The sequence below is a fragment of the Variovorax beijingensis genome, assembly GCF_003951285.1.
GTDB classification, from domain to species: domain Bacteria; phylum Pseudomonadota; class Gammaproteobacteria; order Burkholderiales; family Burkholderiaceae_C; genus Variovorax; species Variovorax beijingensis.
Genome location: NZ_RXFQ01000005.1, coordinates 87,408 through 102,672, shown reverse-complemented (window position 1 = coordinate 102,672; position 15,265 = coordinate 87,408). Strand labels below are relative to the sequence as shown.

Annotated in this window: 16 protein-coding genes and 1 tRNA gene; 6 read left to right on the top strand and 11 right to left on the bottom strand. The window is 69.2% G+C overall.

The window, feature by feature from the left end; genetic code table 11:
• The first annotated feature begins 68 nt into the window (after positions 1 to 68).
• The gene (locus tag EJO66_RS09885; protein ID WP_240648561.1) at positions 69 to 692 is read left to right on the top strand and encodes a Crp/Fnr family transcriptional regulator; all 624 of its coding nucleotides are present in this window, start codon (positions 69 to 71) and stop codon (positions 690 to 692) included.
• Positions 693 to 707: 15 nt separating this feature from the next.
• Here the strand turns inward: EJO66_RS09885 and EJO66_RS09880 are convergent, their stop codons facing one another.
• The 7 genes from EJO66_RS09880 to EJO66_RS09850 are packed head-to-tail and all read right to left on the bottom strand — an operon-like array spanning position 708 to position 7,210.
• Complete coding sequence (locus EJO66_RS09880; RefSeq protein ID WP_125965186.1) at positions 708 to 1,337, bottom strand: YdeI/OmpD-associated family protein; 630 nt, start codon at positions 1,335 to 1,337, stop codon at positions 708 to 710.
• Positions 1,325 to 2,278 carry a phosphatidate cytidylyltransferase gene (locus tag EJO66_RS09875; protein ID WP_125965185.1) on the bottom strand — a complete coding sequence of 318 codons (954 nt, stop codon included), beginning with the start codon at positions 2,276 to 2,278 and terminating at the stop codon, positions 1,325 to 1,327. Before EJO66_RS09875 ends, EJO66_RS09880 begins: the two co-directional genes overlap by 13 nt.
• A complete protein-coding gene (locus tag EJO66_RS09870) occupies positions 2,275 to 2,994 on the bottom strand; it encodes a lysophospholipid acyltransferase family protein (RefSeq protein WP_223262257.1) in 720 nt (239 codons plus the stop codon). Before EJO66_RS09870 ends, EJO66_RS09875 begins: the two co-directional genes overlap by 4 nt.
• The gene (locus tag EJO66_RS09865) at positions 2,991 to 3,431 is read right to left on the bottom strand and encodes a hypothetical protein (RefSeq protein ID WP_124958723.1); all 441 of its coding nucleotides are present in this window, start codon (positions 3,429 to 3,431) and stop codon (positions 2,991 to 2,993) included. Before EJO66_RS09865 ends, EJO66_RS09870 begins: the two co-directional genes overlap by 4 nt.
• On the bottom strand, positions 3,424 to 4,773 hold the full coding sequence (locus EJO66_RS09860; RefSeq protein ID WP_125965184.1) for a phosphatase PAP2/dual specificity phosphatase family protein: 1,350 nt from the start codon (positions 4,771 to 4,773) through the stop codon (positions 3,424 to 3,426). The genes EJO66_RS09865 and EJO66_RS09860 overlap by 8 nt, the downstream gene beginning before the upstream one ends.
• 19 nt (positions 4,774 to 4,792) lie before the next feature.
• Entirely contained in the window at positions 4,793 to 6,565 is a 1,773-nt protein-coding gene (locus EJO66_RS09855) for a bifunctional alpha/beta hydrolase/class I SAM-dependent methyltransferase (RefSeq protein WP_125965183.1), read from the bottom strand.
• Positions 6,566 to 6,595: 30 nt separating this feature from the next.
• Positions 6,596 to 7,210 (bottom strand): CDP-alcohol phosphatidyltransferase family protein, encoded by a 615-nt coding sequence (locus EJO66_RS09850; RefSeq protein ID WP_125965182.1) that lies wholly within the window; start codon positions 7,208 to 7,210, stop codon positions 6,596 to 6,598.
• Positions 7,211 to 7,295: 85 nt separating this feature from the next.
• Between EJO66_RS09850 and ruvB the strand changes: the two genes are divergently transcribed.
• From ruvB to EJO66_RS09835, 3 genes are all read left to right on the top strand, one after another.
• Positions 7,296 to 8,360 carry a Holliday junction branch migration DNA helicase RuvB gene (gene ruvB / locus EJO66_RS09845; RefSeq protein ID WP_124958719.1) on the top strand — a complete coding sequence of 355 codons (1,065 nt, stop codon included), beginning with the start codon at positions 7,296 to 7,298 and terminating at the stop codon, positions 8,358 to 8,360.
• 6 nt (positions 8,361 to 8,366) lie between these two features.
• Entirely contained in the window at positions 8,367 to 9,323 is a 957-nt protein-coding gene (dmeF, locus tag EJO66_RS09840) for a CDF family Co(II)/Ni(II) efflux transporter DmeF (protein ID WP_124958718.1), read from the top strand.
• A gap of 174 nt (positions 9,324 to 9,497) precedes the next feature.
• Positions 9,498 to 10,367 carry a UDP-2,3-diacylglucosamine diphosphatase gene (locus EJO66_RS09835; RefSeq protein WP_124958717.1) on the top strand — a complete coding sequence of 290 codons (870 nt, stop codon included), beginning with the start codon at positions 9,498 to 9,500 and terminating at the stop codon, positions 10,365 to 10,367.
• Positions 10,368 to 10,395: 28 nt separating this feature from the next.
• Here EJO66_RS09835 and EJO66_RS09830 read toward each other — a convergent pair whose 3' ends face one another.
• Genes EJO66_RS09830 through EJO66_RS09820 form a run of 3 tightly spaced genes read right to left on the bottom strand, consistent with a single transcriptional unit; the run spans position 10,396 to position 12,600 of the window.
• On the bottom strand, positions 10,396 to 11,685 hold the full coding sequence (locus EJO66_RS09830) for a c-type cytochrome (protein ID WP_124958716.1): 1,290 nt from the start codon (positions 11,683 to 11,685) through the stop codon (positions 10,396 to 10,398).
• 7 nt (positions 11,686 to 11,692) lie between these two features.
• Positions 11,693 to 12,415, bottom strand: coding sequence for a c-type cytochrome (locus EJO66_RS09825; protein WP_124958715.1), 723 nt, complete (start codon positions 12,413 to 12,415; stop codon positions 11,693 to 11,695).
• Positions 12,412 to 12,600: a DUF2970 domain-containing protein gene (locus EJO66_RS09820; protein ID WP_124958714.1), complete on the bottom strand. Its 189-nt coding sequence runs from the start codon at positions 12,598 to 12,600 to the stop codon at positions 12,412 to 12,414. The genes EJO66_RS09825 and EJO66_RS09820 overlap by 4 nt, the downstream gene beginning before the upstream one ends.
• 101 nt (positions 12,601 to 12,701) lie before the next feature.
• Between EJO66_RS09820 and EJO66_RS09815 the strand changes: the two genes are divergently transcribed.
• On the top strand, positions 12,702 to 14,156 hold the full coding sequence (locus tag EJO66_RS09815; RefSeq protein WP_124958713.1) for an aminotransferase-like domain-containing protein: 1,455 nt from the start codon (positions 12,702 to 12,704) through the stop codon (positions 14,154 to 14,156).
• Positions 14,153 to 14,815: a DNA oxidative demethylase AlkB gene (gene alkB, locus EJO66_RS09810; RefSeq protein WP_124958712.1), complete on the top strand. Its 663-nt coding sequence runs from the start codon at positions 14,153 to 14,155 to the stop codon at positions 14,813 to 14,815. Before EJO66_RS09815 ends, alkB begins: the two co-directional genes overlap by 4 nt.
• A gap of 236 nt (positions 14,816 to 15,051) precedes the next feature.
• Here alkB and EJO66_RS09805 read toward each other — a convergent pair.
• Positions 15,052 to 15,128 (bottom strand) — tRNA-Met (locus EJO66_RS09805).
• Between the last annotated feature and the right edge of the window lie 137 nt (positions 15,129 to 15,265).

Genomic DNA, 15,265 nt, shown 5'->3' with positions numbered 1-15,265 from the left:
TGCTCGATCGCGCGCTGCGCTGGAACGAGCTGTTCTCGCGCTGGCCCGACGCGCGCCGCGCCGAGCTCATGAAGTCGGCGAGGCTGGTGCGCTACCGCCGCCGCACGCAGGTGCTGGCGCGCGACCGCCACAAGCGCGAGCTGCTGGCGGTGGTGTCAGGCTGCCTGGAAATCAGCAGCATGAGTTCGCAAGGGCGCAAGTACGTCAATGCGCTGCTGGGTCCCGGGCAGGTGGCGCCGCTGGTGCGCCTGCTCGCGGACGTGCCTCTGCCCTACGACTACCACGCGCACGAAGACTCGGTGATCGTCCACCTGCCCTGCGATGCCGTGATCGCGGTGCTCGACACCGAACCCGTGCTGTGGCGCGACGTAGCAAAGCTGGCACTGCAGCGCCAGCGGCTGAGCGTCGTGCTGCTGCAGAACCAGATGCTGAACTCGGTGCGCGGGCGCGTGGCCGCCACGCTGATGAGCGTGATCCACTTCTATGGCAAGCAGGTGGAGGCCGCCGCGAGCCTGCCCGTGCGCCTGTCGCAGAACGACCTTGCGGCAATGCTCGGGCTGTCGCGCCAGACGATCAACAAGGAGCTGGGGCGGTTGGTCGCAGAAGGGGTGATCGACATGAGCTACAAGTGCATCCGCATCGTGGATCCGGACAAGCTCGCGCGCGTCGCGGCCGGCACCGGGCCGCAATGAACTGCGCCGACCCGCTCAGGGATGGATCTTCTCGCCCTTCGCAAGCATTTCCACGAACTGCGCAATGCGCTTCGCCCGTGTCTCGGGCTTCTTCGCCCCCTGCGTGCGGAACAGCACCGAATAGCGGTTGCGCGAATCGAGCTTGGCGAAGAAGGTCGCGGCCTCGCGGTTCGCATCGAGCGCGGCCTGCAGATCGGGCGGCACGGTGGCGATGCTCTGGGCATCGTAGGCCGCGTCCCAGCGGCCGTCGGCGCGGGCGCGTGCCACTTCGGCCAGGCCAGCGGGCTGCATGCGGCCCTCGTCGATCAGCTTCAGGGCCTTGTCGCGGTTGATCCTCGACCAGATGCTGCGCGCCGTGCGCGGCGTGAAGCGCTGCAGGAAATACTGCGCGTCCTCGCTCTTGCGCTGGCCGTCGATCCAGCCGTAGCACAGGGCGACTTCGAGCACCTCGGCGTAGCTCACGGTGGGAAAGCCGCTGTCCTTCTTCGCCATCCGCAGCCACACGCCCGACGCGGTGGGGTGATGGCGCTTGAGCCAGCGCGCCCAGCCGGCGACGGTGGGGCAGTCGACCGGCGTGTCGTGCGCGACACGCCCGGCGGCCGCGGGTTTCTTCGCGCTTGAGCGGGCTGTGCTCACGGCACCCACCAGTAACGCAACGCGTGGAAGAAGATCGGCGCCGCGAAGATCACCGAGTCGAGCCGGTCGAGCATGCCGCCGTGGCCCTCGATCATCGAGCCCCAGTCCTTCACGCCGCGGTCGCGCTTGATCGCCGACATCACAAGCCCGCCGAAGAAGCCCATGAGGCAGATGGTGAGCGCCATCAGCGCGGCCTGCCACGGGTTGAATGGCGTCGCCCAGTAGAGTGCCGCGCCCAGCGCCGTGGCACTGGCCACGCCGCCGACCAGGCCCTCCCAGGTTTTCGAAGGCGAGAGCTCGGGCGCCACCTTGCGCCGGCCGAAGAGCTTGCCCCATACGTACTGCAGCACGTCGCTGCCCTGCACCACGATCACGAGGAAGGCGATCAGCAGCAGGTTGCGGCCTTCGAAACCGGGGATCTGCAGCGTGAGCAGCGCGGGCACGTGGCTGATGCAGAACACGCAGACCATCAGGCCCCACTGGATCTTCGAGGTGCGCTCCAGGAAGCGCTGCGTGTCGCCGCCCACGGCCGCGAGGATCGGCAGCACGAGAAAGGCGTAGACCGGGATGAAGATCGAATAGAGCCCGTACCAGTCGATCCACACCAGGAAGTACTGCACCGGCAGCCCGATGTAGAAGGCCGCCGCAATCGCATGATGGTCGCCGCGCCGCGTGTAGGCCAGGCTGATGAACTCGCGCAGCGCGTAGAACGAGATCAGGTAGAACAGCACGATCACGCCGCCCTTGCCGAACGCGAAGGCCAGGCCGATCACCGCAACCATCACCCACCATGCATTGACGCGCGCGATCAGGTTGTCGATCACCGAGTTCGGCTGCCCTTGCGCCACGCGCCACTTGAGCAACGCGCCGATGGCCGAGGCGAGGATCAGCACGCCGGCCACGCCGCCGAACAACTGCAGCGTGGTCTGGGTGGAAGGGGAGATGTTCATGGCGTGGCTGCTGCTGCTTTTTCTTGTTCGGGCAGGCGGTCGTACTCGGGGCGCAGGTCGAGCATGGCGGCGCGCGCGCGGGCGATGAAGGCATTCTTGTCTTCGCCTTCTTCGAGCCGCATCGGCGTGCCGTAGCGCACCGTGCAGGCCAGCGGAATCGGCACCAGCGTGCCCTTGGGCAGCACGCGCTTGAGGTTCTCGATCCACACCGGCACCAGCCGCACATTGGGGCAGGCGCGCGCCAGGTGATAGAGGCCGCTCTTGAGCGGCAGCAGGATCTCGTCGCCGGTGTTGCGCGTGCCTTCGGGGAACATGATGAGCGAGTCGCCGCCGTCCAGCGCCTCCTTCATCTGCTCGACCGGGTTCTCGCCCTGGCCCGAGCCGTCGCGCCGGATCATGAGCGCGTTGAACACGTCGGCGCCGATGAACTGGCGCACCTTGGAAGCCATCCAGTAGTCCTGCCCGGCCACCGGCCGCGTGAGCGCGCGCAGGTCGGGCGGCAGCGTGGCCCACAGCAGCACGAAGTCGCCGTGGCTCGTGTGGTTGGCGAAGTAGAGCGTCTGCTCGGCCCTGGGCGTGGTGCCGCTCCAGATGGCGCGCACGCCGGTCAGGAGGCCGGCGGCGCCGATGATGAGCTTGCCCGCGACCACGGCCAGCGCGCGGCGCAGCACCGTGCTTTCGGGGCGGCGGTCTTTGTTGTCGTCTTCTTCGGTCAAGAGAGATCCTGTGTCATCAAGGCAAGGAGAAACATCGCGCTCTGGCAGGCGACCACGATGGCATGCCGCTGCATGAGCTGGCGCGTGCCCTGCACGCGGTCGTCGAGCGGCCGGACAGCCTTCGACGCCTCGGCGCTGCGCAGGCCGAGCCGGTCGAGCGCGGTGTCGAGCGCGTCCAGCGAAGCGATGGCGCCGCGCGCCAGGTCGGCGAACAGCGCCTGGTCCAAGCGCAGCCTGAACGCGAAATAGCGCTCGAGCGCGCCCAGCACCAGCACCGCGCCAAACCCCATGGCGGCCGTGCTCGACAGCGAGCGCAGCGTGAGTGCGAGCACCAGCGCTGCAATGCATGTGAACGCAAAGCCCCAGATCGCGAGCACCGCCGCGGCGCGCAGCAGTGCGGCCAGCGAGGCGCAGGTGGCGCGTTCGCTGTCAGTCATGGGGCGGTGCTCCCGAAGCGGGGGTGCCCAAGGGCTCGAGCGACATCCGCCACGCATGCCGCAGCACGACCTGCGGACGTGCAAGCCGCACGGCATCCTCGGCCTGCGCCAGTCCGCCCACAGCGCCGTAGCGGCCCAGCCAGGCAATCACGGCCGCGGCACTGCGCGAAAAGCCCAGTGCGCAGCACACCCACACGGGCGCGCCTTCCGCATTGCGGCGCTGTCCTTCGATGACCGCGGCCGCGCGCTGCAGCCGCACGGTCGGCGGCACGGTCAGGTCGAGGATCGGCACGCAGCGCGCATGCGGCACGCCGGCCGGCATCTGCAGTTCGGCGCACAGGCTCACCAGCCGGGGCCGGCCGGCGGCCATCCATTCGGCGCGCGTGGGCCGCCGCCCGAGCAGCAGGCCCGGCACCACTTCGACGAAAGCCGGCAGCCTGCGCGTCCAGAGCCATGCGTTGACGGCCGCGCCGAGGCGATAGGGCGCGAGCAGCCAGCGCGCCGCCCATCCCATGCGGCCTCGGCCGTTCATCTGGAAGCCGCGGGCGCCGAAGCCGATGTAGTTGAGCGCCACCAGCGCCAGCGAGGCCGAAGGCCAGGCGAGCCACAGCGCAACGCCGCCCAGCTGCATGGCCGCCGCGAGAAGCAGCGCCGCGCCCATGGCGTAGAAGCCCGCGAGCTTCCAGCGCTGCGCATCGCGCGTGCAGCGCCAGGCGCGCGGCATCGAAACCGTGCGCTCCAGCGGCCACAGCCACACGCAGAACAGCCCGAGCAGCGCGCCGGTCGGAATGTCGATGAAGTGGTGCTGCCAGGTCGTGAGCACCGAGGCGCAGATGGCGAACGCCCACACGTGCAGCACCAGCCTTGCCCACGCGGCGCGCAGGAACTGCCGGTACCAGTCCCACAGGATCACCGCCAGCGCGATGTGCAGCGAAGGCGCCTGGTTGTAGGGCTGGTCGAAGCCGCGCAGCGCGTTGAACAGGAAGGCCGGCGCGCCCTCGACCGCCGGCTGCCCGAAGCTGAAATGCAGCGGCCAGATGACGAAGCAGGTGCAGGCGATGAGCGTGGCGCTCACGAGCCGCAGCGCATGCCGGTCGAGCGTGTGCCTGCTGCGCGCCAAAAAGAGCGAGAGCGCATAGAAGACGTTGATCGTCCAGTACGGAAAGATCGTCCAGGCCCAGAACGGCAACTGCCGCTCCCACTCGAAGGCCATCGAGGGCACCTGCGCGCGCGTGGTGGCCCACCAGTTGGCCAGGCCGTAGGTCGCGTAGAACAGCGGCCCCAGGAACACGAGCCAGGCGGCGGCGCGCTTCCAGGGCCGTTGTGCGGGCCAGTGCTTCATTTGGCGCGAAGCCCGCAGCTCACGCGACCCTCACCGCGAGCGAGACGGTGAAGATGCCCCACTCGTCGATGCGCTGGTCGATCTTGCGGAAGCCCGCTTCCTCCACCAGCTGGTCCATCTCGGCCTGCGTGCGGCGGCGCATCACCCAGGCTTCGCCCTGGCGGTGGCTGGTGAGCGCGCGCGCAATCATCTCGAGCTGCGGATGCCAGGGCTGGCCGGTATAGACCAGGTAACCGCGGTCTTCCACCGCGTCGCCCACGCCCGCGAGCGAACGCCGCACCATCTCGTTGTCGGGAAACAGCTCGTAGAGGCCCGATACCACCGCCAGCGTGGGGCGCGGCGTCACGGTGGCCAGGCTGATGCGGTCGAAGGCGTCGGCCTGCACGAACTGCGCCACGTCTTCCAGGCCCTTCTCGGCAATGAGCGCGCGGCCGTCGCGCACGTTGATGTCGCTGTAGTCGCGCAGCAGGATCGAGCTGGCCTTGACGGGGCTCGCAAGCACCGCGTCGAGCACGTAGCGGCCATGGCCGGCCGCGATGTCCATCACGCGCACCTCGCGGTGCATCTCGGCCAGGCGCTCCATGGCGATGCGGATCAGCTCCTCGACGTGGATCTTGCGCTGCCGGATGCCGCGCCAGCCGATCGAGTTCAGGTAGGTCCTGTCGACGGAGCGGCCCAGCGCGCCCTTGCCCTTCGGCTCGTTGCGGTAGACGTAGTCGAGCGTGCTGCCCGAATCGAAGCCGGTGTCGTGCCCGAGCTTCACGCCGCGCGAGAGCACACCGCCCAGGCGCAGGCCGGCGCGCGTCATCCCCCAGTAGGCGCCGCGCAGCGAGAGCGGTGCGAGCGGCTCGGCCAGCGCGCGCGATTCGTCGGCGGTGTTGCCATTCAGGTGCGCGGCGCGCAGGTCAACCGGCGCGGGCGGCTGGTCGAACAGCTGCAGGATGAATTCGCGGATGGCCTGCACGGCCGGCGCGCGGTCCTTCTCGCCCAGCGTGTCGTGGAAGAAGCCCGGCAGTTCGAGCTTGGTCTTGACGGCGCTGCCCAGCCGCTCGAAGAACTGGTGCTGCGGCTTGTGGTGCACCACCCAGTCCGATCCCGAGATCAGCAGCTGCACCGGCAGCGTGATGGCATTGGCATCGGCCACCACGCGGTCGGCCGCTTCGTAGAGGCCGAGCAGGATGTTCACCGCGATGGGCCGCGAGATCAGCGGATCGCTCTCGTAGCTTGCGATGCGCTCGGGGTCGTGCGTGAGGAACTTCGCCTTCACATAGCTGTTGACGAAGAACAGGCCGCGCAGCTTGTGCATCAGCCCCAGACCGGCGCGCGCAAACGGCACGTAGAGCTTCACCTTGAAGGCCGGCGAGGCCAGCGTGAGCCCGCGCACCTTGGGCGCGTAGTCGTGCGCCCAGGTGGAGACCAGCACGGCGCCCACGCTCTGCGCAATCACGTGGATGTCGTGCTCCGCCACGCCGTGCGCGCTGCCGATGTGCTGGACGAAGGTCTGCACGTCGCGCACCGACGTGGCAAAGCTCGGGCTGTAGCCGCGCTGGCCGGGGGAGCGGCCGTGGCCGCGCGCGTCCCAGGCGAAGAAGTCGAAGTCGGGCAGGCCGAGCTCGTCGACCAGGTGCGCCATGCGCGCGCCGTGCTCGTGGCCGCGGTGGAACAGCACGATCGCGCCGCGGCGCGCGCTGCCGGCGGCCGGCCAGTGCCGGTAGAAGAGCGATTCGCCGTCGTGCGTGCGGAACTGGCGCTCCTGCGGAATGCGTTGTGGATGGGGGCTTGTATCGGTCATCGGATCCCTGTCGCTATTTATGTTTGTTCGCTATGTGCGGACCTGTGCCGCCTCGGCCAGCGCGCGGCGGACGCGGTTGGCCACCGTCCAGGCCACGAGCGCCGCGGCCAGGGGCATCAGCCAGCCGGTCCAGCCCGGCAGCGGCCAGCCCAGCGCCACATAGAGGCCGAGCGCGCCGAACACGAAGGCGCGGTCGCTCTTGCCCAGCGGCCCGTCGTAGCGGCGCGAGGCGCCCACCGTGGGGCCCAGCGCGCCCGCGAATTCGCTCAGCCCCGCCAGCACGATCACCGTGCCGACCCAGAACGGGCTGAACGGCTGCACCAGCGCAAACGGCAGGTACAGCGCGGCGTCGGACACCACGTCGGTCAGTTCGTTGAGGAAGGCGCCGAGCCGGCTTTGCTGGCCGTGCTCGCGCGCCAGCATGCCGTCGATGGCGTTGAACGCCATGCGCACGAACATCCACGCCGGGATCAGCCCGAAGGCGGCCAGCGACGGCGCCGCAAAGAAAAGCCAGAGCCCGAGCGCGACCGAAACCGCGCACGCGGCCAGCGTGACCTGGTTCGCGGTGACGCCCAAGGCATGCAGGCGGCCGACGAGCGGCCGCAGCAGTCCCTGGAACCGGGGTTTCAGTTCGTAGATCGACACCCTTGGCTTCCCCTCGTTTGTTATATGGCCGAAGCATTCTGCCAGTGTGGCAGGCACTAAACTTGCCCTTGCAGCCTCTCATTCCATGACCATCCAGACCGACGATTTCGCCCCTGCCCCGCCCCGCGTGGTGTCCGCCGCCCCCGCTTCGCCCCAGGAAGAGGCCATCGAGCGGGCGCTGCGCCCCAAGCTGCTGGACGAATACGTCGGCCAGGCCAAGGTGCGCGAGCAGCTCGAGATCTTCATCGGCGCGGCGCGCAAGCGCAAGGAAGCGCTCGACCACGTGCTGCTGTTCGGCCCGCCGGGCCTGGGCAAGACCACGCTGTCGCACATCATCGCGGCCGAGCTGGGCGTGAACCTGCGCCAGACCTCCGGACCGGTGCTCGAGAAGCCCAAGGACCTGGCGGCGCTGCTGACCAACCTGGAACCCAACGATGTGCTCTTCATCGACGAGATCCATCGCCTGAGCCCGGTGGTCGAGGAAATCCTCTACCCAGCGCTGGAGGACTACCAGATCGACATCATGATCGGCGAAGGCCCCGCGGCGCGCAGCATCAAGCTCGACCTGCAGCCCTTCACGCTGGTGGGCGCCACCACCCGCGCCGGCATGCTCACCAACCCGCTGCGCGACCGCTTCGGCATCGTGGCGCGGCTGGAGTTCTACACGCCCGAGGAACTGGCGCTCATCGTGCGGCGCAGCGCCGGCCTGCTCAAGGTCGACACCGACGCGGCCGGCGGCTTCGAGATTGCGCGCCGTTCGCGCGGCACGCCCCGCATCGCCAACCGCCTGCTGCGGCGCGTGCGCGACTACGCCGAGGTGAAGGGCAACGGCCGCATCACCGAGGACATCGCGCACAAGGCGCTTGCCATGCTCGACGTCGATCCGCAGGGCTTCGACCTGATGGACCGCAAGCTGCTCGAAGCCGTCATCCATCGCTTCGACGGCGGCCCCGTGGGGCTGGACAACGTGGCGGCCAGCATCGGCGAAGAACGGGACACCATCGAGGACGTGATCGAGCCCTACCTCATCCAGCAGGGCTACCTGCAGCGCACCCCGCGCGGGCGCATCGCCACGCTGGCGGCCTACCGCCACCTGGGCGTGACGCCGCCTTCGAGCCGCTCCGACGGACAGGACCTCTTCGGAATCTGACAACCCATGCATACCCATGACCTGAGTGCCTGGCAGCACGACCATCATTTCGGCGCAGGCAACGAATCGGCCGAGCGCAGCACCCGCCTCGTGATGTGGATCACCGCCGCCGCGATGGTGGTCGAGATCGGCGCCGGCTGGTGGTTCAACTCCATGGCGCTCCTGGCCGACGGCTGGCACATGAGCTCGCATGCGCTGGCCATCGGCCTGAGCGCCTTCGCCTATGCGGCGGCGCGGCGCTATGCGCGCGATCCGCGCTTTGCCTTCGGCACCTGGAAGATCGAGGTGCTGGGCGGCTTTGCGAGCGCGCTGATGCTGCTCGGCGTTGCGGCGCTGATGGTGGTGGGCTCGATCGAGCGGCTCCTCTCGCCCTCGGTCATCCACTACCGCGAAGCCGTGGCGGTGGCCGTGCTCGGTCTGGCGGTCAACCTGGTCTGCGCGCGGCTGCTGGGGTCGGCGCACCCTCACGGGCATGGGCACGACCATGGGCATGCGCACCATCACCACGACGATCATGGCCACGCGCACGGCCACGACCTGAACCTGCGCTCCGCCTACCTGCACGTGGTGGCCGATGCCGCCACCTCGGTGCTGGCCATCGGCGCGCTGCTCGGCGGCTGGTTCTTCGGCTGGTCCTGGCTCGACCCGGCAATGGGCATCGTCGGCGCGGTGCTGGTGGCCGTGTGGGCCAAGGGCCTGCTCAAGGAAACCGGCAAGGTGCTGCTCGACCGCGAGATGGACCACCCCGTGACGGCCGAGATCCGCGAAGGCGTGGAAACGATGCTGGCCGATTCGGAAACCCGCGTGGCCGATCTGCACGTGTGGCGCGTGGGCCGCGAGGCCTATGCCTGCGCGCTCACGGTGGTGACGCACTCGCCCGCGCTCACGGCCGACGAGGTGCGCGCCTGCTTCTCCATGCACGAGGAAATCCGCCACTCCACCGTCGAAATCCAGCGCTGTTAAGGACGCCCCCCGAAGCGCCTTCGGCGCCTCCCCCCACTGGGGGGCGCACCCAGCGGCCGGGCAAAGCCCGATCCGCGGGTGCACTGGCATGGCCTGCTCCGCGGCCCTTTGCGTCATTGGAATGTCATGCGAGTGCCATCGCCCGGTCACGCGTTGGTGGGAGCCTACCCGTCCATGCAACGCGACGATGCTTTCCTGCGCGCATGGCGCGACACCGCGACCCGGGCCCCCGAGCCGGAGGACGAGGAGCTTGCGCGCCCGCCGCTGCGCTGCCGCACCCTCTGGATCTCCGACCTGCACCTGGGCACGCCCGGCTGCCAGGCCCGCGCGCTGCTCGACTTTCTCAAGCACACCGAGTGCGAAACCCTGTTCCTGGTCGGCGACATCATCGACGGCTGGCAGCTCAAGCGGAACTGGTACTGGCCGCAGGCGCACAACGACGTGATCCAGAAGCTGCTGCGCAAGGCGCGCAAGGGCACCCGCGTGATCTTCATCCCGGGCAACCATGACGAATTCGCGCGCAAGTACCTGAACCACAACTTCGGCGGCATCGACGTGGCCGAGGAATGGATCCACGAGACCGCCGACGGCCGCAAGCTCTGGATCATCCACGGCGACCTGTTCGACGGCGTGATCCAGTGCGCCAAGTGGCTCGCGCACGTGGGCGATTCGCTCTACGAATTCACGCTCAAGCTCAACCGCCACCTCAACTCGCTGCGCGCGCGCATGGGGCTGCCGTACTGGTCGCTTTCCAAGTACCTCAAGGGCAAGGTCAAGCGCGCCGTGAGCTACGTGGGCGACTTCGAGAACGCCGTGGCGCGCGAGGCCCGCAAGCGCGGCGTGCAGGGCGTGGTCTGCGGCCACATCCACCATGCCGAGATGCGCGACATCGACGGCATCCTCTACTGCAACGACGGCGATTGGGTCGAGAGCCTCACGGCGCTGGCCGAGCATGCCGACGGCACGCTGGAGATCATCGACTGGGCGCAGCACATGCCGGTGACGGCGAAAGCGGGCGCGCCGCGCGAGGCCGTGGCGGCCTGAGCCTGAGCGGGGCCTGCCTGCCGGCTCTTCAGCGCCGCATCGTGTCGAGCTGCGTCACCGGCGCGCTGTCGTTGCCCCACGACCCGCGAATGAAGGTGAGCACCGCGGCCACGTCGCCCGCATCGAGCACCTGCCCGAACGGCGGCATGCCGTAGGGCCGCGGATTGCCCGCGGTGGAGGGCAGGTAGCCGCCGTGCGCGATCACCTGGATCAGGTTCGTCGTCTGCGCCATGTTCACGGCGCGGTTGCCTGCCAGCGGCGGAAAGGCGCCGGGCGCGCCCTGGCCCTGGTCGCCGTGGCAATAGGCGCATTGCTGGTCGTAGATCCTGGCGCCGCGGGCCATGGTGCCGGCATCGCGGCGCGCCGGTGCGGCTGCCGTGCGCACGGAGGGCGCGGCTTGCGCCGGCACGCCAGGCAGGTCCTTCAGGTAGCTGGCCATCGCGGCCAGGTCGGCCTCGCTCAGGTACTGCGTGCTGCGAAAGACCACGTCGGCCATCGGTCCCATGACCGAGCCGCGCGGCGCAACGCCGTTCTTGAGCAGCGCCACCACATCGGCCGTCGGCCAGTCGGCCACGCCGGCCTGGTGCGGATCGGCAAGCGACGGCGCATACCAGTTCTCCACCGCGATCAGCCCGCCCGAAAGGCCCAGCTTCGCCTGCGTTGCGCCGAGCGAATCGCGGCTGCCGTGGCAGGCGATGCAATGGCCCAGCCCGCCGACCAGGTAGGCGCCGCGGTTCCATTCGGCCGGCTTGGCCGCATTGGCCACGAAAGCCTCGGGCTGGAAGGAGAGCGCCCGCCAGACCGCCAGCGCGGCCTGCGTGTCGTAGGGAAAGCGCAGCCGGTGCGCCAGGTTGGGCGCCGGCGCGGGCGGCACGCTGCGCAGGTAGGCGTAGATCGCGTCCGAGTCCTCGCGCGTCACCTGCGTGAAGTTCGGATACGGGAACGCAGGGTACAGCAGCCGGCCATCCTTGCTGCGGCCGTTGTGCATCGCGCGCCAGAAATGCGCGCTGCTCCAGGCGCCGATGCCGTTCTGCGCGTCGGGCGTGAGATTGCTCGAATACACGGTGCCGAAGGGCGTCTCGATCGGCAGCCCGCCGGCATAAGGCTGGCCGCCGCGCGTGGTGTGGCAGCCGGCGCAGTTGCCGGCCAGCGCGAGGTAGCGCCCGCGCTCGACCAGCTGCGGCGTGGCATCGAAGGCTTCGGCTTGCTCGGGCAGGGGGTCTTCGCCGCGCAGGTTCAGCGCCACGATGCCGCCGGCCGCGGCGCCCAGCAGCAGCACCAGAACCAGCAGCGTCCAGCCGAGGTGTCGCATCTTCATCGGCGCCTCACTTCGGCATGCCGCCGCAGCGCATCGGCAGTGCGGCGGGCAGCGAGGCAGCGGGCTTCGGGTCGGCCGGCATCGGCTGCACCGCGAGCCAGCTGGCCACGGCGTTGATGTCGGCCGTGGTCATGCGTCGGCCGATGTCGGCCATGCAGTCGGGTGCGAGCGCATGCCGCTCGCTGGTGAGCCAGGCGCCGAGCTGCGAAGACACGTAGAGGCGGGGCAGGCCCAGCAGCCCCGGAATGGCCGGCTGCACGCCGGTGAGCGCGGCGCCGTGGCATTGCACGCAGGCCGGAATTTGCCGCGCTGCATCGCCTTCGAGCGCCAGCTGGCGGCCGCGCGCCAGCTGCGCGGGGGGCGCGTCGCTCGCGGGCGAGACGGGCGGGTAGGGCAGGTCCAGGCCCGCGAAGTATTCGGCCATTTCCATCAGGTAGGCATCGGAGAGGTGCTGCACCATGTAGCTCATGTCGGCGTTGAAGCGCCGGCCGTCGCGAAAGCTCCGCAGCTGGTTGAACAGGTAGCCCGCGGGCTTGCCCGAGAGGCGCGGAAAGTAGCCGGCATTGGTGGTCGCGCCTTCGCGCCCGTGGCAGGCGATGCAGGCGGCCACGCGCTGCTCGATGCCGCTGGTGGAAGAGGCTGGCGGTGTGGCCGCCATGGCGACGATGCCGTGGCCGAGCAGCAGCAATGCAATGGCGGCGAACCGGCGGGCGGTCTTGTTCTTCTTCATGTGCCGGCCGCGAAATGCGCCAGCGCCAGCAGCCCCCCGATGAGCAGCAGCACCGTGGCCAGCGCGACGCCGACGAGTGGCAGCAGCCCCACCTGCGCGGTGCGCCGGTCGGCATCCGCGCGGCGGCCACCCAGCCCGATGAAACTCCAGAGAACCGCGCGTACCGCGCGCATGAGATTGGACATGCACCGACTGTGCCGCAAGCGCAGCCAAAAAAACAGATGCAGATCCGAACCAAATCACCGGAGCAGATAAAGTCCCACCACCGAATGAAGACCGCCCCGCCATGAAGCGCTACGAAGCCCTTGCCGCCGACATCGAGGCGTCGATCCGCCACGGCACGCTCAAGACCGGCGACCGGCTGCCCTCGGTGCGGCACACCGGCGAGAGCCGCGGCGTGAGCGCCTCCACCGTGTTCCAGGCGTACTACCTGCTGGAGGCGCGCGGCCTGGTGCGCGCGCGGGACCGCTCGGGCTACTACGTCACCGGCGGCGGGCTGCGCGATGCGCCGCCCGAGGCCAATCTCACGTCGCGCCCGGCCGAGGGGCCCAGGTCGCTCGACGTGAGCGACCACGTGTTCGACATCCTCGAAGCCAGCATGTCGCGCAAGGTGGTTCCCTTCGGCTCGGCCTTTCCGAGCCCGCTCCTGTTTCCGCTGGCACGGCTGGGCCAGTTCATGGCCGCGAGCGCCAAGTCGCTCGACCCGTGGAGCACCGTGGACGACCTCACGCCCGGCAGCGCGGCCCTGCGCCGGCAGATTGCGCTGCGCTACCTGGGCGACGGCATGCAGGTGGCGGCCGACGAGATCGTCGTCACCAACGGTGCGCTCGAGGCGCTCAACCTGTGCCTCGCGGCGGTCACGCGCCCCGGCGATTCGGTGATCGTCGAATCGCCCACCTTCTATGCGGCCCTGCAGGCGCTCGAGCGCATGGGCCTGCGCGCGATCGAGGTGCCGACGCATCCCGGCGAAGGCATCGACCTGGGGGCGCTGGAGCTCGCCATTGCGGCCCACCGGCCCAAGGCCTGCTGGCTGATGACCACCTTCCAGAACCCGCTCGGCAGCCTGATGCCCGACACGAAGAAGAAAGCGCTGGTCGAACTGCTCGCGCGGCATGCGCTGCCGCTGATCGAGGACGACGTGTACGCCGAGCTCTACTTCGGCGACCGCCGCCCGCCGCCGGCCAAGGCCTTCGACACGCAGGGGCTGGTGCTGCATTGCTCGTCGTTCTCGAAATGCCTGGCACCGGGCTACCGCATCGGATGGGCATCGGCCGGGCGCTTTGCACGCAACGTGGCGCGGCTGAAGCTGACGACCACGCTCAGCACCTCGGTGCCCGCGCAGCTCGCGCTCGCAAGCTACCTGGAAAAAGGCGGCCTCGACAAGCACCTGCGCAAGCTGCGCCAGGTCCTGGCCGTGCAGCAGGCGAGCTTCGCGCAGGCAGTGGGCCACTACTTTCCTGCGGGCACGCGTGCCACGCGGCCGCTGGGCGGCTACTTCATGTGGGTCGAGCTGCCGGCCCAGGTCGATGCGCTCGCCATCCACGCGCAGGCGCTGGAGCGCGGCATCAGCGTGGCGCCGGGGCCAATTTTTTCGGCCACGCGCGGCTTCGCGCACTGCCTGCGCCTGAACTACGGACATGCCTGGGATGCGCAGAGCGAAAAGGCGATGCAGACCCTGGGGCAATTGGTGGCAGCGGCGGCGGCAGGCAGCCCGCCGCGCGAGAAAATCGTGCGGCCGTGACCTTCGACCTTTTCGCAGATGCCCTCGAAGACGCCGCACTGCCGCACGGCAAGGAGGCGATCGGGCCCAGCGCATTCGTGCTGCGCGGATTCGCGCTGCCTTGTGTGGACGAACTGCTGTCCGGCCTGCGCGAGGTCGAGCAGCGCGCCGCCTTCCGCCACCTGGTGACCCCCGGCGGCTTCACGATGTCGGTCGCCATGACCAACTGCGGCCGGCTCGGCTGGATCTCGGACCGGCGCGGCTACCGCTATGGCGAACACGATCCCGAAACGGGCCTGCCCTGGCCCGCCATGCCGGCGGCCTTTGCGCGCCTGGCCCAGGCGTCGGCCGCCGAGGCCGGGTTTGCGGGCTTCCAGCCCGACGCCTGCCTGGTGAACCGCTACGAGCCCGGCACGCGGCTGTCGCTGCACCAGGACAAGGACGAGCGCGACTACGGCGCGCCCATCGTCTCGGTGTCGCTCGGCATGCCGGCCACTTTCCTCTTCGGCGGACTCGCCCGCAGCGGCAAGGCCGCGCGCATTCCGCTGGTGCACGGCGACGTGGTGGTGTGGGGCGGGCCCGACCGGCTGCGCTACCACGGCGTGCTGCCGCTGGAAGACCGGCCGCACGCGCTGCTGGGCAGCCGGCGCATCAACCTGACTTTCCGCAAAGCGGGGTGAAGCGGCCGCTCAAGTCAAATTGATGACTTGTTCCTTTTTTCTGTGCACAACTCTGTGGGTTGTCTGAGGACCGGAGTCACCAGAGCCAGCATTGACGGGGGTTGGCGCTAGGTTGCCTGCGGAATGGGCACCGGGTTCGACGGTGGAAAAAACAGGCATGGCGTGGGACTGGAACGGGCGTCCCGAAAAACAAAAAAGCCTTGCAAGTCGTTGACTTGCAAGGCTTTCAATGATGTTGGTGGCTCTTCACGGACTCGAACCGCGGACCTGTGGATTATGATTCCATCGCTCTAACCGACTGAGCTAAAGAGCCGTTCGGCGCAGTTTTGTGCCGAGCCCAAGATTATAGCGCAGGCTGCGGGCCCCGAATCAAGCCCGCCAAGCAGCACGCGGTGTCTTTTTTGCGATGGCCAACCCCGAAGCCGGTCGCCGCCCGTACAACCTCGGGTG